Annotated in this window: 22 protein-coding genes and 1 pseudogene; 10 read left to right on the forward strand and 13 right to left on the reverse strand. The window is 74.1% G+C overall.

Going from position 1 to position 23998, the window contains the following annotated elements; genetic code table 11:
* Window positions 1–127: 127 nt before the first annotated feature.
* The 3 genes from dusB to HLB15_RS06935 all read left to right on the forward strand — a co-directional run bounded on the left by dusB (window position 128) and on the right by HLB15_RS06935 (window position 4478).
* On the forward strand, window positions 128–1318 hold the full coding sequence (dusB, locus tag HLB15_RS06925) for a tRNA dihydrouridine synthase DusB (protein ID WP_171104572.1): 1191 nt from the start codon (window positions 128–130) through the stop codon (window positions 1316–1318).
* Between the two features lie 70 nt (window positions 1319–1388).
* Window positions 1389–3179, forward strand: a complete 1791-nt coding sequence (locus HLB15_RS06930) for a serine/threonine-protein kinase (RefSeq protein ID WP_171104573.1) — start codon at window positions 1389–1391, stop codon at window positions 3177–3179.
* 126 nt (window positions 3180–3305) lie between these two features.
* On the forward strand, window positions 3306–4478 hold the full coding sequence (locus tag HLB15_RS06935) for a hypothetical protein (RefSeq protein ID WP_171104574.1): 1173 nt from the start codon (window positions 3306–3308) through the stop codon (window positions 4476–4478).
* Between the two features lie 67 nt (window positions 4479–4545).
* On the opposite strand, the gene amaB is transcribed toward HLB15_RS06935, so the two are convergent.
* The 7 genes from amaB to HLB15_RS06970 are packed head-to-tail and all read right to left on the reverse strand — an operon-like array spanning window position 4546 to window position 11836.
* Complete coding sequence (amaB, locus tag HLB15_RS06940) at window positions 4546–6081, reverse strand: L-piperidine-6-carboxylate dehydrogenase (RefSeq protein WP_171104575.1); 1536 nt, start codon at window positions 6079–6081, stop codon at window positions 4546–4548.
* On the reverse strand, window positions 6078–7499 hold the full coding sequence (hglS, locus tag HLB15_RS06945; RefSeq protein WP_171104576.1) for a 2-oxoadipate dioxygenase/decarboxylase: 1422 nt from the start codon (window positions 7497–7499) through the stop codon (window positions 6078–6080). Before hglS ends, amaB begins: the two co-directional genes overlap by 4 nt.
* A 17-nt stretch (window positions 7500–7516) precedes the next feature.
* Window positions 7517–8731, reverse strand: coding sequence for an NAD(P)/FAD-dependent oxidoreductase (locus HLB15_RS06950; RefSeq protein WP_171104577.1), 1215 nt, complete (start codon window positions 8729–8731; stop codon window positions 7517–7519).
* A 60-nt stretch (window positions 8732–8791) separates the two neighbouring features.
* Window positions 8792–9190 carry a Fur family transcriptional regulator gene (locus HLB15_RS06955; protein WP_171104578.1) on the reverse strand — a complete coding sequence of 133 codons (399 nt, stop codon included), beginning with the start codon at window positions 9188–9190 and terminating at the stop codon, window positions 8792–8794.
* The gene (locus tag HLB15_RS06960; protein ID WP_171104596.1) at window positions 9190–10113 is read right to left on the reverse strand and encodes a metal ABC transporter permease; all 924 of its coding nucleotides are present in this window, start codon (window positions 10111–10113) and stop codon (window positions 9190–9192) included. Before HLB15_RS06960 ends, HLB15_RS06955 begins: the two co-directional genes overlap by 1 nt.
* 8 nt (window positions 10114–10121) lie before the next feature.
* Complete coding sequence (locus HLB15_RS06965) at window positions 10122–10916, reverse strand: metal ABC transporter ATP-binding protein (RefSeq protein WP_171104579.1); 795 nt, start codon at window positions 10914–10916, stop codon at window positions 10122–10124.
* Window positions 10913–11836 (reverse strand): metal ABC transporter substrate-binding protein, encoded by a 924-nt coding sequence (locus tag HLB15_RS06970; RefSeq protein WP_171104580.1) that lies wholly within the window; start codon window positions 11834–11836, stop codon window positions 10913–10915. Before HLB15_RS06970 ends, HLB15_RS06965 begins: the two co-directional genes overlap by 4 nt.
* A 145-nt stretch (window positions 11837–11981) precedes the next feature.
* On the opposite strand from HLB15_RS06970, the gene HLB15_RS06975 reads away from it, so the two are divergent.
* A complete protein-coding gene (locus HLB15_RS06975) occupies window positions 11982–13388 on the forward strand; it encodes a glycine--tRNA ligase (RefSeq protein ID WP_171104581.1) in 1407 nt (468 codons plus the stop codon).
* Between the two features lie 10 nt (window positions 13389–13398).
* Here HLB15_RS06975 and relB read toward each other — a convergent pair whose 3' ends face one another.
* Window positions 13399–14157: a type II toxin-antitoxin system RelB family anti-toxin gene (gene relB, locus HLB15_RS06980; RefSeq protein ID WP_171104582.1), complete on the reverse strand. Its 759-nt coding sequence runs from the start codon at window positions 14155–14157 to the stop codon at window positions 13399–13401.
* Between the two features lie 549 nt (window positions 14158–14706).
* On the opposite strand from relB, the gene HLB15_RS06985 reads away from it, so the two are divergent.
* The 5 genes from HLB15_RS06985 to HLB15_RS07005 all read left to right on the forward strand — a co-directional run bounded on the left by HLB15_RS06985 (window position 14707) and on the right by HLB15_RS07005 (window position 19416).
* The gene (locus tag HLB15_RS06985; protein WP_171104583.1) at window positions 14707–15270 is read left to right on the forward strand and encodes an excalibur calcium-binding domain-containing protein; all 564 of its coding nucleotides are present in this window, start codon (window positions 14707–14709) and stop codon (window positions 15268–15270) included.
* 98 nt (window positions 15271–15368) lie between these two features.
* The gene (locus HLB15_RS06990) at window positions 15369–16415 is read left to right on the forward strand and encodes a FecCD family ABC transporter permease (protein WP_171104584.1); all 1047 of its coding nucleotides are present in this window, start codon (window positions 15369–15371) and stop codon (window positions 16413–16415) included.
* The gene (locus HLB15_RS06995; protein ID WP_171104585.1) at window positions 16415–17440 is read left to right on the forward strand and encodes a FecCD family ABC transporter permease; all 1026 of its coding nucleotides are present in this window, start codon (window positions 16415–16417) and stop codon (window positions 17438–17440) included. The genes HLB15_RS06990 and HLB15_RS06995 overlap by 1 nt, the downstream gene beginning before the upstream one ends.
* Window positions 17437–18231: an ABC transporter ATP-binding protein gene (locus HLB15_RS07000; protein WP_171104586.1), complete on the forward strand. Its 795-nt coding sequence runs from the start codon at window positions 17437–17439 to the stop codon at window positions 18229–18231. The genes HLB15_RS06995 and HLB15_RS07000 overlap by 4 nt, the downstream gene beginning before the upstream one ends.
* A gap of 132 nt (window positions 18232–18363) precedes the next feature.
* A complete protein-coding gene (locus HLB15_RS07005; protein WP_171104587.1) occupies window positions 18364–19416 on the forward strand; it encodes an iron-siderophore ABC transporter substrate-binding protein in 1053 nt (350 codons plus the stop codon).
* A gap of 49 nt (window positions 19417–19465) precedes the next feature.
* On the opposite strand, the gene HLB15_RS07010 is transcribed toward HLB15_RS07005, so the two are convergent.
* From HLB15_RS07010 to HLB15_RS24060, 5 genes are all read right to left on the reverse strand, one after another.
* A complete protein-coding gene (locus HLB15_RS07010; RefSeq protein ID WP_171104588.1) occupies window positions 19466–20269 on the reverse strand; it encodes an isoprenyl transferase in 804 nt (267 codons plus the stop codon).
* A complete protein-coding gene (gene recO / locus HLB15_RS07015) occupies window positions 20269–21015 on the reverse strand; it encodes a DNA repair protein RecO (protein WP_171104589.1) in 747 nt (248 codons plus the stop codon). The genes HLB15_RS07010 and recO overlap by 1 nt, the downstream gene beginning before the upstream one ends.
* A gap of 34 nt (window positions 21016–21049) precedes the next feature.
* Complete coding sequence (locus HLB15_RS07020) at window positions 21050–21679, reverse strand: hypothetical protein (protein ID WP_171104590.1); 630 nt, start codon at window positions 21677–21679, stop codon at window positions 21050–21052.
* 76 nt (window positions 21680–21755) lie between these two features.
* Window positions 21756–22388 carry a cytochrome d ubiquinol oxidase subunit II gene (locus HLB15_RS07025; RefSeq protein ID WP_171104591.1) on the reverse strand — a complete coding sequence of 211 codons (633 nt, stop codon included), beginning with the start codon at window positions 22386–22388 and terminating at the stop codon, window positions 21756–21758.
* 86 nt (window positions 22389–22474) lie between these two features.
* Entirely contained in the window at window positions 22475–23071 is a 597-nt protein-coding gene (locus tag HLB15_RS24060) for a TetR/AcrR family transcriptional regulator (RefSeq protein ID WP_171104592.1), read from the reverse strand.
* 120 nt (window positions 23072–23191) lie between these two features.
* Between HLB15_RS24060 and HLB15_RS07035 the strand changes: the two are divergent.
* Window positions 23192–23965: pseudogene (locus HLB15_RS07035) on the forward strand (EamA family transporter); the annotation flags it as partial.
* Window positions 23966–23998: the final 33 nt, after the last annotated feature.

Below are 23998 nucleotides of genomic sequence, written 5' to 3' on the forward strand. Positions count from 1 at the left end.
CGGTCGAGCGCACCGGTGTCCCGGTGCTCCCGGCGCCCGCGCCCCCCCTCGAGCCCCGGCACTCCATTAAGGGCACGCCCCGAACGGTTCGGCAAAAGGGAGAAGGACGTGGTGGGACAATGGGGACGTGACCTCTGCCCTCGACACCACCACCGTGCTCCCGCCCCTGGAGATCGGCCCGCTCACCGTGGCGACGCCCGTCGTGCTCGCGCCCATGGCCGGCGTGACCAACCGGGCGTTCCGCACGCTGTGCCGGGAGGCCGGCCGGTCGACGGGGTTCGACCCCGGGCTCTACGTCGCCGAGATGGTCACCAGCCGCGCGCTCGTGGAGCGCAACACCGAGGCGCTGCGCATCGTCACGTTCGGCGACGACGAGACCCCGCGCTCGGCGCAGGTGTACGGCGTGGACCCGGCCACGGTGGGCGCCGCGGTGCGGATCATCGCGGGCGAGGACCGCGCCGACCACGTCGACCTCAACTTCGGCTGCCCCGTGCCCAAGGTGACGCGCAAGGGCGGCGGAGCGGCGCTGCCGTGGAAGCGGCAGCTCTTCACCGACATCGTGCGCGCCGCCGTCGAGGCCGCCGAGCCGTACGGGGTGCCCGTCACGGTCAAGATGCGCAAGGGCATCGACGACGAGCACCTCACCTTCCTCGAGGCGGGCCGGATCGCGGAGTCCCTCGGCGTGGCCGCCGTCGCGCTCCACGCGCGCACGGCCGCCCAGCACTACTCGGGCCAGGCCGAGTGGGAGGCGATCGCCCGGCTCAAGGAGACGGTCCGGAGCATCCCGGTGCTCGGCAACGGCGACATCTGGTCGGCCGAGGACGCGGTGCGGATGGTCGAGCAGACCGGGGCCGACGGCGTGGTCGTCGGCCGGGGCTGCCAGGGCCGCCCGTGGCTGTTCGCCGACCTGGCCGCCGCGTTCAACGGCTCCGACGCCCGCGTGCGGCCGGGTCTGCGCGAGGTGGCCGAGACCGTCTACCGGCACGGCGAGCTGATGATCGAGTACTTCGACGGTGACGAGGGCAAGGGCATGCGCGACCTGCGCAAGCACATGGCCTGGTACCTCAAGGGGTACGCGGTCGGCGGCGAGAAGCGGCAGGCGCTCGCCCTCGTGAGCACGCTGGCCGAGCTGCGCGAGCGGCTCGACGCGCTCGACCTGGACGCCCCCTACCCGGGCGAGGACGCCGAGGGCCCGCGCGGGCGGGCGGGGTCGCCCAAGACGCCGCACCTGCCCTACGGGTGGCTCGACTCCCGGGACCTGTCCGAGGAGTTCGAGGCGAAGCTGCGCGAGGCCGAGCTGAGCGTCAGCGGAGGCTGAGCCCGGCCGGTACGCTCCTGTGCGGCCCTGCCGACCCGTCCGCCCGCCGACCTGCCGCCCGAGGAGTCCTGTGCTGTCCGACGTGGTGCGACGCGTGCCCGCCCCCGAGGTCGCTCCCCTCGCCGCCGACGACCCGGCCGAGCTGGGCGGCTACGAGCTCCGGGGCAGGCTCGGCGCGGGCGGCATGGGCGTCGTGTACCTCGCCGCCACCCGCAGCGGACGCCGGCTCGCGATCAAGGTGATCCACCCCGGGCGCACCGACGAGCGCGAGTTCCGGGCCCGGTTCCGCCGCGAGGTGTCGGCGGCGACCCGGGTGCGCGGCCGGTACACGGCCGCCGTGGTCGACTTCGACGTGGACGCCGAGCAGCCGTGGCTGGCCACGGAGCACGTGCCCGGCCCCACCCTCGCGCACGCGGTCGCCGGGCTGGGCGCCCTGCCCGAGGAGGCCGTGCGCGAGCTGGTCGCCGGTCTCGCCGAGGCGCTCGGCACGGTCCATCGCGAGGGCCTGGTCCACCGCGACGTCAAGCCCACCAACGTGCTGCTCGGCCCCGACGGACCCGTGCTCATCGACCTGGGCGTCGTCGCCGACTCCGACGCCACCGCCCTGACCACCACCGGCGTGCAGCCCGGCACGCCGCAGTTCATGTCGCCCGAGCAGGCGCGCGGCGAGGCCGTGACGGCGGCCACCGACGTGTGGTCACTCGGCGCGGTCGCGCACCTCACCGCGACGGGGCGGCCGCCGTTCGGCACGGGCAGCATCGCGGCGGTGACGTACCGGGTGGTCCACGCCGAGCCCGACCTCGGTGACCTGCCGCCCGGGCTGCACGACCTGGTCGCCGCGTGCCTGGCCAAGGACCCCGCCGACCGGCCGACGACCCAGGCCCTGCTCGCGATGCTGCGGGAGCCGGCGGAGCCCCCCGACACCGACACCGTGCTGCGGGCCCCGGCCGAGCCTGCGCCCGGGACCGACACCGCCCGCCGCCGACGCCCGGTGCTCGTCGCCCTCGCCGCCGCCGCGCTCGTGGTCGCCCTGGGCGGAGGCGCCGTCGCGACCGCACAGCTGCTCGGTACCGGGACGGGCACGCCGCGGTCCGGGGCGTCGGCGTCGGTGAGCGTCGTGCCCGGCGGCTCGCCGAGCCCCACGGGACGCCCGGCGCCGACACCCTCCCCCACGCCGTCGTCCTCCCCCTCCGCGACCACCGCGGGGAACACCGCGGCGGCGCCGCCCGAGCAGACCGCGGCGAGCGACCCCGACGAGGCCGGTGGCGAGCCCGCCCCCGGCCCGGCGCGGTTCGTGACCGGCGCGGTCGCGCTGCCGGGGCAGGTGCGGGTCGGGCAGCGTGTCACCGCGTCGGCGCAGGGGTGGCGCCCCGAGCCGACCGGGACGGAGTGCCGCTGGAGCGTCGGCGGCCAGGACCGGGACAACCTCGGCTCGTGCACCTACACCGTCACGCTCGACGACGTCGGCAAGGCCGTCCAGGTGCGGCTCACGGGCACCCGGTCCGGTTACGCCGACGCCGCGGTGCTCTCCGCCGGCACCGCCCTGGTGCCCCAGCCCGCCGTGGCGGAGCCCGCCTGCTCCGTCACCATGAAGCCGGGCATCGAGAACGCGGGGTGGATGGTCCGCTGCGCCGTCGCCGACCAGGACCCCGCGGCGACCTACACCTGGAGCTGGGTCGACATCGACACGGGCGAGGCGATCCGCCCGACGTCCTACACGGGCGGCGCGACCATCTGGATCCACGGCGGCCACCAGGGCCACCGCGTCACCGTGACGGTGCGCGCCGAGCGCGCGGGCTACCGCGCGTCGGATCACCGGACCACCTTCACCCTCCCGGCCGAGTGGAAGGCAGCCTCCTGACCTGCCGTTCCACAACGGATTGAGGTCGATTCCGGGTGTGAAGAGCGCATAGAGCGCAAAGTAGGCCAAGATCGGCTGTGCACATCGACGTGCCTCCCACTTGTACAGACGGAAAAGGACACATCCATGGCATCGGAGAAACGTCCTCGGCGCGTCCCGGCGGTCATCGCGGACACGCGCAGGAACCCGGGCTTCGCCCTGGGTGCCTTCGGGCTCTCGGCCTGGGCCTACATCGGCATGTCACACACCATCGCCGACTACGAGGGGCCGCGGCTCGGCTACGCGCTCGGCGTCGCCTACGAGGCCCTGGTGATCGGCCTCGCCTGGGAGGGGCGCCGCCGGGCCGACCGGGCGCTCGAGACCGGCCGGCCGGTCTCCGGCCACGGCCGGTGGCTGGGCGGCGCGATCGTCGTCGGCATCCTCTCGGGCGCGCTCGCGGCGTGGCACGGCTGGCTGCTCGGTGAGGGCGTCTTCGCCGTCTCGCGCGCGGTCGCCCCCGTGCTGGCCGCCGTGGCCGTGCACCTGTTCTTCCAGTCGGCCTCGAGCGCACGCAACCTCGACCGGCAGGCGCAGATCCAGGCCGACCGGCAGACGGCCGTGCTGGACATGCTCGACGCGGTGCGCCTCGCGCAGATCGCCCCGCCCGGGGAGCGCGCCGCCCGCATCGCCGACGTGAACGCGGCGGTCACGCGCGTGCACCGGCACGTGCCCGCGGACGTCACCGCCGAGGTGACCCGTCCGCACCTGGAGTCCGAGCGGACGATCCGCGACGTGGTGCAGGAGGCTGCGGCGCTGGCCGGCGAGTGGATGCCGGCCGAGGACGCGCCGCGCAGGCCCGACCCGCGCGAGCTGGCCGAGCTGGCGGTGCCCGAGACGCAGCTCCCCGACGAGCTGCTCGAGCCGCGGGCGGCGGAGCCGGAGCCCGAGCCGGAGCCCGTCAGCGCGCCCACGCCCGCCGTCGAGCCCGTGCAGGCCCAGCGGATGCACCTCGAGGACAAGTACGCGCCGGTCAAGCGCACGAGCACGACGACGGCGGTCGCCGCCGAGCCGGTGTCCGCGCCGGCGACGACCGAGCCCGCCGAGACGGTGTCGGCGCCGTCGGTCACCGACCCGGGCCAGCAGCTCACCACCGCGCAGATCAGCGAGATCCGTGTGCTGCGCTGGGCGCAGGCACTGAGCATCGAGGAGGTCGCCGCGCGCGTCGGCGTCTCGGTCGCCTCGGTCAAGCGCTACGCGCCGAGCACCGACCCGACCACCGAGACGGGCTCGATGATGGCGATCCCCGCCACGATGTCCTGAGCGGCACGGGTGTGGCCCGGTACCACGCGGGTACCGGGCCACACCCGTTGCTGCGTCGGGACCGCGGTCAGCCGAAGTTGACGCCCTGCGCGAGCGGCAGCTCGGTCGAGTAGTTGACCGTGTTGGTGGCACGGCGCATGTACTGCTTCCACGCGTCCGAGCCCGACTCGCGGCCGCCGCCCGTGGACTTCTCGCCGCCGAACGCGCCGCCGATCTCGGCGCCCGAGGTACCGATGTTCACGTTGACGATGCCGCAGTCCGAACCGACCTCGGACAGGAACGTCTCCGCCTCGCGCACGTCGAGCGTGAAGATGGCCGACGACAGGCCCTGGGGCACGTCGTTGTGCACGGCGATCGCCTCGGTGAGGTCCGAGTAGCTCATCACGTACAGGATCGGCGCGAAGGTCTCGCGCCGGACGACGTCGGCCTGCTCCGGCATGCGGACGATCGCCGGGCGCACGTACGCGGCGTCCTCGGCGCCCGGGACGGTCACGGCGGTCCCGCCCACGACGAGCTCGCCGCCCGCCGCGACGGCCTCGTCGATCGCGGCGAGCATGCGGTCGCGCGCCGCCACGTCGACGAGCGGGCCCACCAGCGTGCCCTCGGTGCGGGGGTCGCCGATCGGCAGCCCGTCGTACACCTTCGCGAGGCGGGCGACGACGTCGTCGACGATCGACTCGTGCACGATGAGCCGGCGCAGCGAGGTGCAGCGCTGCCCCGCCGTGCCCGCGGCGGCGAAGACCGCGCCTCGCACCGCGAGGTCGAGGTCGGCCGACGGCGCGACGACCGCGGCGTTGTTGCCGCCCAGCTCGAGCAGGTACCGGCCGCCGCGCGCCGCCACGGCGGGTGCGACCTGCTGCCCCATGCGCTCCGAGCCGGTCGCCGAGACGAGCGCGACGCGCGGGTCGGCCACGAGCGCCTCGCCGGCCTCCCGGTCGCCGAGCACGAGCTGCGAGACGCCCGCGGGGAACCCGGCCTCGGCGAGCGCCCGGTCGAGCAGCGCGGAGGCGCCGAGGGAGGACAGGAGCGTCTTCTCGCTCGGCTTCCACACGACGGTGTCGCCGCACACCAGCGCGACGGCGGTGTTCCACGACCACACCGCGACGGGGAAGTTGAAGGCGCTGACCACGCCGACGACGCCCAGCGGGTGCCACGTCTCCATGAGCCGGTGGCCCGGCCGCTCCGACGGCATGGTGCGTCCGCCGACCTGCCGCGACAGCCCGACGGCGAAGTCGCAGATGTCGATCATCTCCTGGACCTCGCCGAGGGCCTCGCTCGTGATCTTGCCCGCCTCGAGGGTGACGAGCTCGGCGAGGTCGGCCTTGTGCTCGGTGAGCAGCTCGCCCAGGCGCTTGACGACCTGGCCGCGCACGGGGGCGGGCACGGAGCGCCACGTCCGGAACGCCTCGGCGGCCCGCCCGACGGCGGCCTCGGTCTCGGCCGCGCCGTCGCGCCGCAGCTCGAGCAGCGGCTGCCCGGACAGGGGCGACACGACACGCAGGCCGGTCCCCTCGGGCACGCCGGCGCCGAGCCGCCGCAGGGCGGCGCGGGCGGCGTCGCGCAGCTCGGTCGTCAGCGGGCTGTCGGTGGTGGTGCTGGTCATCGCGAAGCTCCCATGCTCGTCGAGGGGGTGGTGGAGGGCAGGGTGGTGGAGAGGGTGGCCGGGTCGACGCCGAGGGTCTCGGCGGCGGCGGCCAGCGACCTGTCCACCTGGTCGGCGTACAGGTCGAAGGGGTCGTTGAGCTCCCGGCCGAGCGCGCCCGCCATCCAGTCGGCGTCCCGGTCGGTGGCCTCCTGGCTGGCGTCCTTCGAGCCGTCGGAGGTCAGGTTGGACTGGAAGATCCCGGCCGCGGAGCGCGGCAGGAAGTCCTCGTACACGATCGGCTCGCGCCGCACGGTGCCGGTCGCGGCGTCGGCCTCGTAGGTGAACCAGCCGAGGCCCTGCTCGGCGAGGGCGGCCTCGGTGGTGGGGAACGTGCGGTGCCAGACGTCGCGCGCGATCTCCTGGCGCCGCTCCTCGGTGAGGCCGCCGTCCTCGGCGCGCGCGGCCGCGGCCGTCTCGTCGATCTCGACCACCGCGGCGTCGTAGGCGGCCCGGCCCTCGCGGGTGAGCGCGATGCCGCGCGCCTCGACCTCGCCGAACCGGACGCGCAGCGCGTCCTGGACGATCTCGCCGTCGGGCGTGCGGAACGTGCGCGGCTCGGCGAGGGCACGGAACGACGTCTGGCGCAGCAGCACGTCGGGCCCCTCCCAGCGGGGCGGGCCCTGGATGGCGTCGATCATCGTGATGCCGCGCGCCTCCATGCGGGCGTACAGGTCGTCGATGTCGAGCACGCGGGGCGTGAGGTGGTTGATGTGGGTCGAGGCGACGCCGCCGATGTCGGCCGCGACGGCGCTGATCGCCTCGAGCTCCCGGTACCAGGCCTGGTCGACCGGCTCGCGGGACAGCTCGAACGCCTCGGTGGCCAGGCGGAGGAACTCGGCGGCCTGGTCCTCGGGCAGGCCGCCCTCGGCCTCGGCGCGGTCCGCCAGTGCCAGCAGCTCCGGCCCGAACAGCGTGCGCGCGGCGAGGAAGGTCTCCAGGCGCCGCTCCAGGTCCGCGGTGAAGAACCGGCGGTCGGCCGTGACGAGCATGGACGTGAAGACGCGGAACGGGTTGCGCGCCAGCTCCGCGCGCTCGACCGGCCGGAACGCCGTCGAGATCACGGGGACGGAGCTCGACGAGGCGTCGCGCAGGTCGTAGAACCCGACCGGGTGCATGCCCATGGCGCCGAAGACGCGCGCGACCTGCGCCATCTCGGTCGGCGTACCCACGCGGATCGCGCCGTGCCGCTCCGCGGTGACGCGCTCGATCGACCCGAGCCGCTCGGCGTCGGCGCCGTGCCGGTCCACGAAGTCGGCGTTGACCTCGTGCGACACGTCGAGCAGCGTCGTGTAGGCGGGCACCTCCTTCCCGTACATGTCCGAGAGGCTGCGCGCGAACGCGGCCCTCAGCTGCCAGGGCTCCAGGAACGTGGGCATCGGTGCTCTCCTGTCCGTCAGATGATGTGCGACTCGGGGCCGCGTCGCCCCGGGCCGGTGGAGGTCTCGGGCTGCCCGCCGCCGAACCGCCGCGCGTCGAACCCCGACACGTCGACGCGCGGGGTGCGTCCGGCGTACAGGTCACGGACGACCTCGCCGACGGCGGGCGCCTGGAGGAACCCGTGGCCGGAGAAGCCGGTCGCGTACAGCACGCGGCCCGGCACGTCGGCGGCCTCGCCGACGAGGGCGTTGCGGTCGGGGGTCGTCTCGTACAGGCCGGCCCAGCCGCGGGCGACGGGCACGTCGGCCAGGCCGGGCGCGCACGCGCCGATCGCGTCGCGCAGCAGCGGCAGCCACGACGGGTCGTAGGTGCGCTCGAACGCGACGGGCGTCGCGGGGTCGGCGATGCCCAGCAGCAGCCCGTCGGGCGCGGCGTTGTGGAAGTAGAACGTCGTCCCGTAGTCGATCGTGAACGGGATGCGCGACGGCGCGGGGTCCAGCGGCGGCGTGAAGCCGATCTGCCGCCGGTAGGGGTCGACGGGCAGGTCGAGGCCCGCCTTGGCGGCGACGTCCCGGCTCCACGCGCCCGCGCAGAGCACGACGGCGTTCGTGCGCACCCGCCCCTGGTCCGTCCAGACCGCGACGAGCCGGTCGTCGCGCGCCTCGAAGCCGGTCGCCGCGACGTGGGTCCGCACACGGGCGCCGTGGTCCTCCGCGCCGGCCGCATACCCCTCGACGACGGCCTTCGGGTGGGCGAAGCCGTCGCGCGCGGCGTAGGCGGCCCCGGCGTACCGCCCGACGTCGACGTACGGGTTGAGCCGCCGGACGGCGTCGGCGTCGAGCATGCGGCTCGCGACGCCCCGCTCGTTCTGCAGGGCGACCGACTCCTCGAACAGCGCGACGTCGGCGGGCTCCGGCAGGAGGAACAGGTAGCCGGGCTGCTCGAGGCCGATGTCGGCGCCGGGCCGGCGGGCGAAGTCCTCGTAGAGCTCGAGGCTGCGGCGCCCGAGGTCGATGTTCGCCGGGTCGGAGAACTGGGCGCGCACGCCACCGATCGGCTTGCCCGAGCTGCCCGAGGCGAGCTCGTCGGCCTCCAGCAGCAGCACGTCGGCACCGTCCTCGGCGAGGTGGAAGGCCACGGACGCGCCGATGGCGCCGCCGCCGACCACGACCACCTCGGCCTGCGCGGGCAGCGGTCCCCTGCGGTCAGGGAGGCGGCGCGCGGAGGTCATGCACGCATCCTGCCACGCTCTCCGGCGGGAGTGGATCCACACCGGAATTGTTCCTCCGGATCAGCCCTTCGACGACGCGCGGCAGTCCGCGCAGGTGCCCCACAGCTCGATCGTGTGCTCGATGTCGTCGAACCCCTGCGCCGCCGCGACCTTGGACGCCCAGGACTCGACCGTGGGGCCGTCGATCTCGACGGTGCGGCCGCAGTGCCGGCACACGAGGTGGTGGTGGTGCTCGCGGCGCGCGCAGCGGCGGTAGAGGCTCTCGCCGTCCTCGGCGCGCAGCACGTCGACCTCGCTCGCCTCGGCGAGCGCCTGCAGCGCGCGGTACACGGTGGCGAGCCCGACGGACTCCCCGCGGGCGCGCAGGGTCTCGTGGAGCTGCTGCGCGGAGCGGAAGTCGGCGAGCTCGTCGAGGGCCTCGACCACGGCGGCCCGCTGGCGGGTCATGCGTGCGGCCATCAGCGGCACTCCTTTGCGGCAGCCGCCGCGCGCTCGGTGGCGGCGGCGGGGAGGTCGACGTCGTCGGGCAGGTCGGGATGGGGGTCACCCGCAGGGCGGCCTCGCGTGAGCAGCGGTGCCACCAGGGACACCACGGCGTAGACCGCGATGGCGAGGACCACGATAGTCGCGCCGGGCGAGACGTTGTGCCAGTACGTGATCGTCAGGCCGGACACGCAGACCACGACGCCGACGACGCTCGCGGTGAGCATCGTGCGCCCGAACGCGTGCGTCACCTGCTGCGCCACGGCGACGGGCACGATCATGAGCGCGCTGACGAGCAGCAGCCCCACGACGCGCATCGCGACGGTGACGGTCAGCGCCGACACGACCGCGACGACGACGTTGAGCGCCCACACGGGCAGTCCCGACGCGACGGCGAACTCCTCGTCGTGGCTGACGCTGAACAGCGCGTGGCGCAGGCCGACGCCGACGGTCAGCACCACGGCGGACAGCACGACGGTGAGCCAGAGGTCGGCGTCGGACACCGTGGAGATCGAGCCGAACAGGTACTGCATGAGGTTGCCGGCCGAGCCGCCCGCGATGCCGATGAGCAGCACGCCACCCGCGATGCCGCCGTAGAACATGATCGCGAGCGCCAGGTCGCCCGAGGTGCGGCCGCGGCGGCGGACCACCTCGATGAGCACGGAGCCGACGACGGCCGCGACGACGGCGCCGGGCACGGCGAGGGCGTCGTTCGGGGTCAGGCCCGCGCCCACGCCGACGAGCCAGCCCAGGGCGACGCCGGTGAGGGCGACGTGGCCGATGCCGTCGCCGAGCAGCGAGAGCTTGCGCTGGACGAGGTAGGTGCCGACGACGGGTGCGGTGACGCCGACGAGCAGCGCGGCGAGCAGCGCGCGCTGCATGAACGGGTCGGTGAGCATGAGGGTGATCACGGGCGGACCTCCAGGTCGAGGGCCCTGGCCTGCTCGCCGAGGGTGTTGTCGTCGGCGTGCGGGTGCTGGTGGCGGTGGCCCGCGCGGTCGTGGTCCTCGCGCGGGCGGGGCGGGGCGCCGTCGTGCACGACCTTGCCGTGGCCGAGCACGACGGCGCGGGTGACGAGGGGCTCGAGCTCGCCGAGCTCGTGCAGCACGACGAGAACGGTGAGGCCGTCGTCGACGAGGCGGCGCATGGTGGCGGCGAACGCCTCCTGGCTCGCGACGTCGACGCCCGCGACGGGCTCGTCGAGGATGAGCAGGTCGGGCTCGCGCACCAGGGCGCGGGCGATGAGGATGCGCTGCTGCTGCCCGCCGGAGAGCAGATGCACGGGGTCGCCGCCGCGGTCGCCGAGGCCGACCTGGTCCAGGGCGGCCGCGACACGCTCGCGCCAGCCGCGCGGCAGGCGCAGCCTGCGGCCGTGCAGCAGGCCGGAGGCGACGACCTCCTGCGCCGTCGACGGGATGCCGCCGCCCGCTCCGGAGCGCTGCGGCACGTAGCCGACGCGGCTCCAGTCGACGCCGCTGCCCACCGGGGCGCCGAGCAGCCGGGCCTCGCCCTGGGTCGGGGCGTTGATGCCGACGAGCGACTTCACGAGGGTCGACTTGCCCGACCCGTTGGCGCCGAGCAGCGCGACGACCTCGCCGCGCCGGACCGTGAGGTCGACGCCGCGCAGGATGTGGCTCGCGCCCGCGCGGAAGTGCAGGGCGCGGGCCTCGACGACCGTGACTGCCGGGTGGTCGGTGCTCATGCGCACACCAGCCCCTCCTCGAGCGCGGCCAGGTTGGCGCGCATCACGGACACGTAGTCGTCGCCCGCCGAGGCGGCGTCCTCCGACAGCCCCTCCAGCGGGTCGAGCACGGCCGTGCGGACGCCGAGGTCGTCGGCCAGCGTCTCGGTCACGCGCGGGCTGACGAGCGTCTCGGAGAACAGCGTCGTCACGCCGTTCGCCTCGACGACGTCCCTGATCTCGCGCAGGCGCGCGGGCGACGGCTCGGCCTCCGGGTCGAGCGACGAGATGCCGACCTGCTCGAGCGCGTACCGGTCGGCGAGGTAGCCGAACGCCGTGTGGCTCGTCACGAGGGTCGCGCCCTGGCACGCGGCGAGCCCGTCGGCCATCTCCTGGTCCAGGTCGTCGAGCTGCTCGCCGAGCTGGAGCGCACCGGCCGCGTACTCGTCGGCGTGCTCGGGGTCGGCCTCGGCCAGCGTGTCGGCCACGGCCTGCCCGACGGCGGCGAGCCGGCTCGGGTCGAGCCAGAAGTGCGGGTCGGTGCCCTCGTCGTGCTCGACCAGCTCGGCGACGTCGGCGGCGTCGACCACGTGCTCCGGAGCCCGGGCCTCGACGCCCTCGTCCACGGCGGTCTGGAACCCGGAGAGGTACACCACGACGTCCGCCGTGCCGATCTCGCGGACCTGCGCCGGGGACAGCTCGAGGTCGTGCGGCTCGGCCGCGGGCGGCGTGAGGTTGTCGACCGTGACGAGGTCGCCGCCGACCTGCTGCGCGACGTACTGCAGGGGGTAGAACGACGCGAGCACGGTCACGCCGTCCTGCCCGCCGCCGCCTCCGCCGCCCGAGCCGTCCGCCCCCTGCGCGCCGCAGCCCGCGAGGGTCGCTGCGCCCGCGAGGGCGAGTCCGGTCAGGGCGGCGCCGGCGGCGCGGGTCGAAGTCATGAGAACGATTCTCACGCGGCGTGAGAACCGTTGTCAAAGACCCGGCCCCGAGAGGTCCGTCACGCGAGTATTCGTCAGGGTCCCGACCGGGCCTGACGGTAGGCTGGGCGATCATCGTCAGCCCCTGTTCCCTGGAGAGACCCCCGTGTCCGACAAGTCAGTGCGCTCTGCGCAGACCGCCAAGCTCGACGCCGTCGTCTCGCTCGCGAAGCGACGAGGTTTCGTCTTCCCGTCGGGTGAGATCTACGGCGGAACGCGTTCTGCGTGGGACTACGGCCCGCTCGGCGTGGAGCTCAAGGAGAACATCAAGCGCCAGTGGTGGCGTGCGATGGTCACGAGCCGCGACGACATCGTGGGCCTCGACTCGTCCGTGATCCTGCCGCGCCAGGTGTGGGTCGCCTCGGGTCACGTGGGCGTGTTCACCGACCCGCTCACCGAGTGCCTCTCGTGCCACAAGCGGTTCCGCGAGGACCAGATGATCGAGGAGTTCGAGGAGAAGAAGGGCCGTGCGCCCGAGGGCGGCCTCGCCGAGATCGTCTGCGCCAACTGCGGCACGCGCGGCCAGTGGACCGAGCCCCGCGACTTCAACATGATGCTGAAGACCTACCTCGGCCCGGTCGAGGACGAGTCCGGCCTCCACTACCTGCGCCCCGAGACCGCCCAGGGCATCTTCGTGAACTTCGCCAACGTGGCGGCGGCAGGGCGCAAGAAGCCGCCGTTCGGCATCGGCCAGATCGGCAAGTCGTTCCGCAACGAGATCACGCCGGGCAACTTCATCTTCCGCACGCGCGAGTTCGAGCAGATGGAGATGGAGTTCTTCGTCAAGCCGGGCGAGGACGAGGAGTGGCACCAGTACTGGATCGACCAGCGCACCGCCTGGTACACCGACCTGGGCATCTCGGCCGACAACCTGCGCCACTACGAGCACCCGAAGGAGAAGCTGTCGCACTACTCGACCCGCACCGTCGACATCGAGTACCGCTTCGGCTTCCAGGGCAGCGAGTGGGGCGAGCTCGAGGGCATCGCCAACCGCACGGACTTCGACCTCAAGACCCATTCGGAGAGCTCCGGCAAGGACCTGTCGTACCGCGACCCGGTGACGAACGAGAAGTACTTCCCGTACGTCATCGAGCCGGCCGCCGGCCTGACCCGCTCGCTCATGGCCTTCCTCGTCGAGGCGTACAGCGAGGACGAGGCGCCCAACACCAAGGGTGGCGTGGACAAGCGCACGGTGCTGCGCCTCGACCCGCGCCTCGCCCCGGTCAAGGCCGCCGTCCTCCCGCTGTCCAAGACGGCGGAGCTGCTCCCGGCGTCCGAGGCGCTGGCCGCCGAGCTGCGCAAGCACTGGAACGTCGACTACGACGTCACGCAGGCGATCGGCAAGCGCTACCGCCGCCAGGACGAGATCGGCACGCCGTTCTGCCTCACCGTGGACTTCGAGACCCTCGAGGACCAGGCCGTGACGATCCGCCACCGCGACACCATGCAGCAGGAGCGCGTCTCGCTCGACAAGGTGGTCGGCTACCTCGCCGGGCACCTCGTCGGCGCCTGACCGACCCGCGTCACCCGCCGCGCGCGTCCTGCGGCTGCTCCCGCAGCAGCCGCAGGACGCGCACGGTGTACGGGTCGCTCGCCTCGATCTCGGGCAGCGGCTGCACCCGCAGCGGTCCGCTCTCCCCCACGACCGCGACGGAGCGCCCGGCCTCATCGCGCGGCGCGAACCGCACGAGGAAGTTCTTGAGCCAGTACTCCATGAAGAACCGCCCGTCCTGCCCGAGCTCGACGAGGCGCGCGACACCCTCCTGCGACCGCACACCGCCCAGCGGCGAGGACCGCCCGAGCGGCGTCACCTCCGCCGCGCCGGTCCGCAGGAGCCCCACGAGCCAGGCGACGGCGTCGGGCCCCTCCGGCAGCGCGAGCTCCAGCGGGTCGGGGAGCGCGATCGGCGCCCCGAGCAGCGCGGCCGCCGCGAGCCCCTCGAACCGGTAGCCGAGGTCGTCGAGGCCGTCCATCATCGACACCGTCATGCTCAGGTCGTCCGCCGCCGAGGTGTCCCCGGCCCGCGCCGCCAGGTCCCGCAGCAGGTCGTCGTCGAGCTGCTCCAGCTCGACGCGCAGCTGCTTCCCCGCCGCGGCCAGCACCCGCGACAGCATCGCCCACGACGGCGACCGCGACGCGGTCTCGATCGCCGCGACCGTCGCCCGCGCGACCCCCGCTCGCGCGGCCAGCGCCTCCTGCGTCAGCCCGGCCGCGTACCGCGCCCGCTTCACCAGCCCGCCGACGTCGACCGTCACCCCGGTCGCCTGTGGTGTTCCCGCCATCCCCGCCCCCGTCTCTGCACGCGCCCTGTCCCCAAGCCAGCGTCACCTGTGGTCGTCACCCATCGTCCCGGTTCGGCGGCGGCCCCGCCGGACGAGAATCGCGCCCTGTGGACAACCTCGCGTGCCCCGAACGGGCTTGGGTGCCTGACCGGGTCGACCGCACCCCACATCGGACAACAACGACATCCGGGACTCGCGCCGAGGGCGACCTCCTCCCGAACAGGTTGCGGTCAGTGGACGTTGTCGACACCGAGCAACAGACCCGGGAGGATGTCGCGCCCGGACGGGGCCACCTGGACGGACCACCCGGACAGACCACCCGGACAGGGCCACCCGGACCGATCGCCCCGACCGGCTCCGGCGCGGTCCGACCCGCACGCTTGTGTCACGGCGAGTAGATGTTGTCGACCCCGAGCAACAGCTCCGCGCGCGGGTTCACCCGGGTGAAGGCGACGCGTTCTGAGTCATGTCCGCGAGGCCCGGGACTCCGCACAAGGGTAGGGACCGCACCCGCGGCGCCCCGAGCACCCGAGAGGTTCTGATCACCCCATGAACCAGCCCATGACCCGGCCCCTGACCCGGTCCACGGTCCGGCGCGGCGTCGTCGCGCTCGTGAGCGCGCTCGCGCTCCTCCTGTCCGCAGCCCCTGCCCAGGCCGCAACGGTCTACCCGACGAGCGTGACGACGAAGGCCGCGTCCGACACCGTCAAGCGGACCTCGACCGTCACGCTCAAGGGAACGCTGAAGTACAAGAAGGGCGGGAAGTGGCAGGTCCTGTCCGGGCGGACGCTCACCGTGTACTTCGACCCGGCCGGTCCGGTGAAGAAGCGCAAGGTGAAGGTTCTCAAGACAGGCACGGCCGGCAGCTACACGTACAAGGCCAAGGCGCTCAACTCCGGCACCTGGACGGTGACGTTCGGGGGCGCGAAGGGGAAGCTCCGCTCGGCGAACGCCCGCGAGTCCGTCTGCGTCTGGACCTCCGGCCGGTGGCAGTGCCCCGTCACGCCCGACAACCCGGACCTGGACTGCAAGGACATCCGCAAGACCGTCCGGATCACCGGGAAGGACTACCACCGGCTCGACGGCGACCACGACGGCTGGGGCTGCGAGTAGGTCGGCAGACGCGAGGCCGCCGCGGCGCGGCCGGAGTGACGTTTGCCACGCACGTCAGACCGTTCCGGGCACCCCTCGCGCTGTGAAATGCTTAGGCAATGCTTACCTCACCCGCGGCCGCACCCGCGGCGCGCCGTGAGGGCGCGCAGGCCGTGGCGCACCGCGCCCGGCGGCGTGCGCTCGCGGTGCTCGTCGCCCTCGCCGCGCTGGTGCTGGTGGTGCTCGCCAGCCTCGCGCTCGGGGTCCGCGACATCGCCCCGGCCGAGGTCTGGCGGGCGCTGACCGCCCCGGTCGACGGGCTCATGGACCACGACGTCGTGCTCGACCAGCGCCTGCCGCGCACCGTCGTCGGTCTGGTCGCGGGGATCGCGCTCGGGTGCGCGGGCACGGTGATCCAGGGCGTCACCCGCAACCCGATCGCCGACCCCGGCCTGCTGGGCCTCAACTCGGGCGCGTCGCTCGCGGTCGTCTGCGCGGTGTGGCTGTTCGGCATCACGTCGCCGATCGGCTACGTCTGGTTCGCGTTCCTCGGCGCGGCCGCGGCCGCGGCGATCGTCTTCTCCGTCGGGCGCGGGCAGCCGGTCCGGCTCGCGCTGGTCGGCGCGGCGGTCACGGCGCTCATCACGCCGCTCATCACCCTCGTGCTGCTGCGCGACCAGCAGGCGTTCAACCTGTACCGCTTCTGGTCCGTCGGCTCGCTCACCGGCCGCGGCCTGGACACGGTCGCCTGGCTGTGGCCGTTCGCCGTCGTCGGCGTGGTGCTCGCCGCCGTGCTCGCCCACCGCCTCACCATGCTCGCCCTCGGGGACGACGTCGCCACGGCCCTCGGCCAGCGCGTCGGCACCACCCGGGCCCTCGCCTCCGTCGCGATCGTGCTGCTGGCCGGCACCGCGACCTCCCTGGCCGGGCCGATCGCGCTGGTCGGGCTGGTCGTCCCGCACGCGGCGCGCCGCCTCGTCGGCACCGACTACCGGTGGATCATGGGCATCGGCGCCCTGCTCGGCCCGGTCATGCTCCTGACCGCCGACGTGCTCGGCCGCCTCGTCCTGCCGCGCTCCGAGCTCGAGGCCGGCGTGGTCGCGGCGCTGCTCGGCGCCCCCGTGCTCGTCGCCGTCGCGCGCGGCCGCACCGTGGCGGGTGCCTGATGACCCTGCTCACCACCGTCGCCGACCTGCGCACCGCTCGCCGCCGCCGACAGCTCCTCGTCGTGGCGGGCATGGTGCTCGTCGTGCTCGCCGCGGGCACCGGGGCGCTCCTCGTGGGCGCGGCGGGCCTCACGCCCGGCCAGGCGGTCGCGGGCGTCGTCGGCCTGGGCGAACCGGGCGACGTGTTCGTGGTCCAGCGGCTGCGGCTGCCCCGGATCGAGGCGGCCGTCGTGGTCGGGGCCGCGTTCGGCCTCGCCGGCGCCCTCTTCCAGTCGACGCTGCGCAACCCGCTCGCCTCCCCCGACATCCTCGGCATCTCGACGGGCGCCAGCCTGGGCGCCGTGACCGGCATGCTCGTGCTCGGCCTGAGCGGTGTGGCGCTGTCGGCCACCGCGTTCACCGGGGCAGGCGTCGTCGCGCTCGCGATCTGGCTGCTCGCGTGGCGCAAGGGACTGCACTCCATCCGGTTCGTGCTGGTCGGCGTCGGGCTCGCGTACCTGTGCTCGTCCCTCATCGCGTGGTCCATGGCGCGCTCGCAGGAGCACGAGGCGGCCGCCGTGCTGACCTGGACGGTCGGCTCGGTCTCCGACATCAGGGGTGAGCAGCTCACGCTCGTCGCGGCAGGCGCGCTCGTGCTCTGCGTCGCCGTCGCCGCCCTGGCCCGGACGCAGGGCCCGCTGTCCCTGGGCGACGACAACGCCCGCGCGCTCGGCGTGCACGTCGACGCCGCCCGCGTGGGCACGCTGCTGCTCGCCGTCGCGCTCGTCGCGCTCGCCACGAGCGCGTCGGGGCCGGTCGCGTTCGTCGCCCTCGTCGCACCCGCCATCGCCCGGCGCCTGGTGAACGACGGCGGCGCCGCGCTCACGGCGTCAGCCGTCACGGGTGCCGCGCTCACCCTGCTCGCCGACGTCGTCGGACAGCACGCCGTGCTCGGCGTCCCCGCGCCCGTCGGCGTCGTCACGGGGCTCGTGGGCGCCCCCTACCTGCTGTGGCTGCTCGCCACGACCGAGAAGAGGAGCCGATGACCACCCTGCGTGCCGAGAGCGTCAGCCTGGGCTACGACGGCCTTCGCGTCATCGAGGGCCTCGACCTGACGCTGCCCGACGGCAAGATCACCGCCGTCGTCGGGCCGAACGCCTGCGGCAAGTCGACGCTGCTGCGCGGCATGGCCCGCCTGCACCCGCTCGACGGCGGCCGCGTCACGCTCGACGGCGCCGACATCGGCTCGATGTCCCGCAAGGAGCTCGCCCGCAAGGTCGGCATGCTGCCGCAGTCCTCGATCGCGCCCGACGGCGTCCGCGTCGCCGAGCTCGTCGCGCGCGGCCGCTACCCGCACCAGGGCTGGTTCGGCCGGCACTCCTCCGACGACGACGCCGTGGTCGCCACCGCGCTGGAGTCGACCGGCGTCGCGGAGATCGCCGACCGGCCGGTCGCCGAGCTCTCCGGCGGTCAGCGGCAGCGCGTCTGGATCGCGATGGTGCTGGCGCAGCAGACCGACATCGTGCTGCTCGACGAGCCCACGACGTTCCTCGACGTGCGGCACCAGCTCGACCTCCTGGACCTGCTCACCGAGCTGAACCGCGCGCGCGGCACGACGGTCGCGATGGTGCTGCACGAGCTCAACCTCGCCGCCCGGTACGCCGACCACCTCGTCGTCATGGCGGGCGGCCGTGTCGTCGCGGAGGGCGCACCGGCGGACGTGCTCACGCAGCAGGTCGTCGACGAGGCGTTCGGGCTGCGCGCCCAGGTGGTGCCCGACCCCGTCGCGGGCTCGCCCCTCGTGGTGCCCGTCGGCCGGTTCCACGCGGGCGCCTGACCGACTTCACCCCCGTGGCGTTCCTCACCCGGAACCCGACGAATTCCGCAACATCGCCGTGACCAAATGTGGTTAGGCTGACCTCACCTCGACCGGCACCGGCCGGTCGTTCGACCGACACCGGGAGTCACCGTGCGCCTTCGCCGTTCCCTCGCAGCGGCCGCCGGCCTTGCCGCAGCATCCGCCCTCGCCCTGTCCGGCTGCGCCGCCGAGGAGCCCGCCGGGAACGACGCGACGCCGTCGTCGTCCGCCGCCGCGGGCGCGACCGACGAGTTCCCCCTGACCATCCAGCACGCGCTCGGCGAGACCGTCATCGAGGAGGCGCCCGAGCGCGTCGCCACGTGGGGCTGGGGCTCGACCGAGGCCGCGATCGCGGCGGGCGTCTTCCCCGTCGCCGTGGCCGAGCAGACCTGGACGGTCGGCGAGGGCAACCTCCTGCCGTGGGTCGAGGAGGCCTACGACGAGGCGGGCGTCGAGCACCCGACGGTCCTCACCGACGCCGAGTCCGGCGCCACGGTGCCCTACGAGGAGTTCGCCGCCGCCGAGCCCGACGTCATCATCGCCACCTACTCCGGCATCACGCAGGAGCAGTACGACCTGCTCAGCGAGATCGCGCCGACGGTCGCCTACCCCGAGACGCCGTGGCAGACGCCGTGGGACGAGATCATCACCGCGACCGACGCCGCGCTCGGCCGCAGCGCCGCGGGCGAGGCCAAGGTCGCCGAGATCAACGACTACCTCGCCGAGCAGGCCGAGGCGCACCCGGAGTTCGCGGGCCAGACCGTCGCCGCGATCGTCGACTCCCCCGCCGAGGGCCTCATCTACGTGTACCGCGCCGGCGACCCGCGCGCCGGGTTCCTCGAGGGCCTCGGCTTCGAGACCGCACCGGCCGTCGAGGAGCTCGCCCCGGACGACGACGAGTTCTTCTACACGCTGTCCTACGAGGAGCTCGACAAGCTCGAGTCCGACGTGATCGTGGCCTACACCTACACCGAGGAGGAGGCGGAGGCCCTGCCGACCAAGAAGGAGCTGCAGGCCCTGCCCGCCGTCGCCGACGGCAAGGTGGCCCAGCAGGTCGGCACCGTCGCGGTCTCGGCGGTCTCGCCGCCCACGGCGCTCTCGGTCGAGTACCCCGAGGGCATGCCGAAGCTGATCGACGCGCTCGCGGCGGTCCTCGCCGAGTGACGCACGCACCGAGGCGGGGCCGGGCGCGTCCCGGCCCCGCCTCGGTGCGTCACCGCGCCGGCTGCTCCGGCTTGTCGAGCGCCCCGCCGTACCGCCGGTCGCGCCGGGCGTACTCCTCGACGGCCTTCCACAGGTGGCGCCGGTCGACGTCCGGCCACGGCTCGTCGAGGAACACCATCTCGGCGTAGGCCGCCTGCCACAGCATGAAGTTCGACGTGCGCTGCTCGCCCGAGGATCGCAGGAACAGGTCGACGTCCGGCACGTCGGGCAGGTACAGGTACTTCTGCACGGTCTTCTCGGTGATCCGCCGCGGGTCGAGCCGCCCGGCCGCGACGTCGCGCCCCATGGCCGCGGCGGCGTCCGCGAGCTCGGCCCTGCTGCCGTAGTTGACGCACATCGTCAGCGTGCAGCGGTCGTTGTCCTGGGTGCGCGCCTCGGCCTCCTGCAGCACGTCGATCACCGACTTCCACAGCCGCGGACGCCGCCCGGCCCAGCGGATGCGCACGCCCCAGGACGCCATGACGTCGCACTGGCGCCGCATCACGTCCTGCGTGAACCCCATGAGGAAGCGCACCTCCTCGGGCGACCGCTTCCAGTTCTCGGTGCTGAACGCGTAGGCGGAGACGTACTCGACGCCCACCTCCACGGCACCCGCCACGACGTCGAGCAGCGAGTTCTCGCCCGCCTTGTGCCCCTCGATCCGGGGCAGGCCACGGGCGTTGGCCCACCGGCCGTTGCCGTCCATGACGATGGCCACGTGCCGGGGCAGGAACTCGCGGGGGATCTGCGGAGCGCGCTCGCCGGACGGGTGCGCGAACGGCGCCACCAGCTCCCGTGCCGTGCCGCGCGCCATCAGCGTTCCACCATCTTCAACGATCGCAACGTTCTCTCCAGGTAGTACTGGCCGTAGGCGGCGACGATGCCGCTCGCCTCCTTGCGGTGCCGCGCGTCGGACGCGTCGGCGGTCGCCCAGTCGCCCGCGAGCAGCGAGGACAGCAGGGCGAAGGTCTCGGGCGCCGGGGCCGTGGAGCCCGGCGGGCGGCACCGCGGGCAGACGGCGCCGCCCTGCGCCACGTTGAACGCCTGGTGCGGGCCGGGCGCACCGCAGCGGGCGCAGTCCTCGAAGGACGGCGCCCACCCCGCGACGGCGAGCGCCCGCAGCAGGTAGGAGTCGAGCACCAGCCCGGCGTCGTGGTGGCGCTCGGCGAGGGCCCGCAGGCCGCCCGCGAGCAGCCAGTACTGCTGCACCGCGGGCTCGTGCTCCTGCGCCACCAGCCGGTCGGCGGCCTCGAGCATGACGGTGCCGGCGGTGTAGAGGCCGTAGTCCTCGCAGATGCGGCGCGCGTACGCGCCGATGGTCTCGACCTGCGTCACGGTGTCCAGCCCCATGCCGGGCCGCGGGCTGCGGCCGGTGTGGAGCTGCACGTCGACGGCCATGAACGGCTCGAGCCGAGCGCCGAACTTCGACGACGTGCGCCGCACGCCCCTGCCGACGCCGCGCACCTTGCCGTGCTCGCGGGTCAGGAAGGTGACGATACGGTCCGCCTCGCCCAGCTTCTGGGTGCGCAGCACGATCGCGTCGTCTCGGTACAGGGGCACGGTGCCATTCTGCCCCCAGTCACCGACACTCCCGTCAGCGCTCGACGAACCGCGTGCCGTCGGCGGTGAGCTCCGGCTCCCACACGAACCGGTGGATCACGTGCTTCTCGAGGATCCGTCGCACCACGAGCGCCACGACGCCCCAGACGACGAAGAGCAGCAGCGTCTGCAGGAAGTTGATGCTGATCTTGTCGAACCCGGTGATCGCGAGCGTCGGGATGAGGAAGACCAGGCCGAGGAACGCGGGCAGCAGCTGGATGCCGACCCACTGCACCACCGAGAGCATGTCGACGCGCCGCTCGGCGAGCACGCCGTGGTGGTCCATGACCTCGACCACGTGGTCCGCGCGCCACTTCGCGACGTGCCGGGCGACGGTCCACTGGGCGTCCCGCGCCTCGAGCGCCTGGCTGCCCGACGGCAGCCAGATGCCGAGGATCTGGTGGATCTCCGCCGGGCTCAGGTAGCCCTTGTCCAGGATGGTCAGGCTGTGCACCGGCGGCTGGCGCGTGTGGGTGGGCAGCACGAGGGCAGCGAGGAAGAGCAGCACACCGCCGCTCCCGAGCAGGCCCACGAGCGCCTCGGGCAGCCAGGGCAGGAGCAGGGTCGCGGTGGCGAAGGCCAGCGCGCCGAGCAGCGCGCAGACGATGCGGTTCTTCATGGTCATGGTGGGCGTGATTTTACCGGTACCCCGAGACCGTTCAGGGCGATACGTCCGGATTGCGTACAGGCGGTTCGCCGGCTCAGCCGCCGACGAGCCGCGGCCACGCCGCGACCGCCGTCCCGACCACGGGCGCCGCGACCATGACGGCGGTGACCACGACGGGCAGCGCAGGGGTCCGGCGCAGCCGCCGCACCACGACGGCGTCGCCGTGCAGGCGCGTGACGACCACCGTCACGACGGCGAGCACGAGCGCCGCCGGACCGTTCCCCCACGCGACGCCGAGGAGTGCGCCCCAGCTCCCGGCGAGCACGATGCTCGCCACGACCAGCACGACCTCCCACAGGTCGCGCCAGACCTGCCCGGCCCGCCGGCCCCGCAGCCACACCGCGGCGTCCCGCACCACGAGCGACCCGGCGAGCGCCGCCACCAGCGGGTACGCGAGCCGCCACAGGTCGGCGACCGGCCCGGGGAACGCGAGGACGAGCACGACGACGGCGCCCACGAGCGCGGCCTCGCCCGGCAGCCGGAGCGGGCGGACGGCGTCGAGCACCTGGCTGCGGCGGGCCGGCGTGCGCCTCCGGTCGCTGCCGTCCTTGCCGCGCTCGTGCAGCAGCGTCGCACCGACGCCCTGGACGGCACCGTCGAGCACCGCCCACGCCGCGAGGAGGGCGGACAGCAGGACGGCGAGCAGGCTCGCGAGCGCTGCGCTCATCGCGCGCCCGCCGACGGTGCTGCAGCGTGCCTGGGGTCCACGCAAGAAGCCTACGTAGCGCTCCGGCCTCCGTCGACGGCGGAGTCTCAGCGAGCCGCGGTCGACGCCAGCAGCGTGGCGGCCGCGGCGCGCGCCGTCCCGAACGCGTCGGGCTGGGCGTGGGTGGTGTGGGCGATGATCGCGCCCTCGTAGAGGAGGTGCACCTGCGCGCCGCGGGCCTCGGCGTCGGGGTACCCGGCCTCGCGCAGCAGGTCGGTGAACGCGGCGAGCATGTACCGCTTGTCCTCGAGCACCACCGCGTTGCCCGGGTGGTCCAGGCCGCCGATCTCGGCGTGCGCGTTGACGAACGCGCAGCCGCGCCGGTTGTCCTGCGCCCACTCCTCGGCGATCTCGAGCGCGGCGAGCACCCGCTCGGCGCCCGGGCGCGCGCCCGCGGCGACCCGGGCGGCGAGGCGTGCGGAGAACCAGTCGACCCACCGCTCGCGACGGCGCCGCAGGTAGGCGGCGACGAGGTCGTCCTTGGAGCCGAACCGGTCGTAGAGCGTCTTCTTGGTCACGCCCGCCTCGTCGGCGATGAGGTCGACGCCGACGCCGCGGATCCCGCGCTCGTAGAACAGCTCGCTCGCGGTGGCGAGGATGCGCTCGCCCGCCGCCGTGTGCGGGTTGGGGGTGCGTCGCGGCACGGTGGCCTCCTCCGTCGGTGGACTTCCTGCGATTCACTGCGAGTATACCGACCTGTGTGGTTACGTAGCAGGATGAGACACAGCCTCCTCTACCGGATCGCCCCCGGGCTGCTCGTCGTGATGTGGAGCTCGGGCTTCGTCGGGGCGACGCTCGCCGCGCCCGTCGCCCCCGCGACGACCACGCTCCTGTGGCGGTACGTCGCGGCGGCACCCGTCCTGGTCGTGGTGGTCCTGGCGCTCCGGCGCCGGTACACGCTGCGCTACCTGCGGCGCGAGGCCGTGCTCGGGCTGCTCGGCCAGGTCGGCTACCTGTACGGGGTCTTCCTCGCCGTCCAGGAGGGCCTGCCCGCCGGGACCGCCGCCCTGCTCGCCTCGCTGCAGCCCGCCGTGGTCGCCGTCGTCCTCGCGCTCGTGCGGCGCGGGGAGAGGGACGGGTCGCGGCGCCGCGGCACCCGCCAGGCGGTCGGCCTCGCGATCGGCTTCGTCGGCGTCGCGCTCGCCGTCGGGCCCGGCGCCGTGGCCGGGACGGGGATCGCCGGTGCGCTGTGGGCGCTCGGCGCCATGCTGTCCCTGTCCGCCGCCACGCTGCTCGGCACCCTGTGGTCCGCTCCCGCGGCGCCCGGCGGGCGCACGTACGACGTGCTCGACTCCCTCGCGGTGCAGAGCGTCGTCACGCTGGCCGTCTTCGCCGCCGTGGCGTCCGCCGTCGGGCAGGCGGCCCCCGTCCCCGACCCGACGTTCTGGGTCGCCGTGGTCTGGCTCGTCGTCCTCGCCTTCGTCGGCGGCTACGGCCTGTACCTCTACGTCGGGCGCACACGCGGACCGGTGGTGGTGAGCACGTGGCTGTACCTGACGCCCGCGGTGTCGGCCGTGTGGGCGTGGGCGATGTTCGGGGAGACCCTGTCCCCGCTCGCCGTGGCCGGCTTC

Origin of the sequence: Promicromonospora citrea (assembly GCF_013004695.1) — a bacterium.
Lineage (GTDB): Bacteria > Actinomycetota > Actinomycetes > Actinomycetales > Cellulomonadaceae > Promicromonospora > Promicromonospora citrea.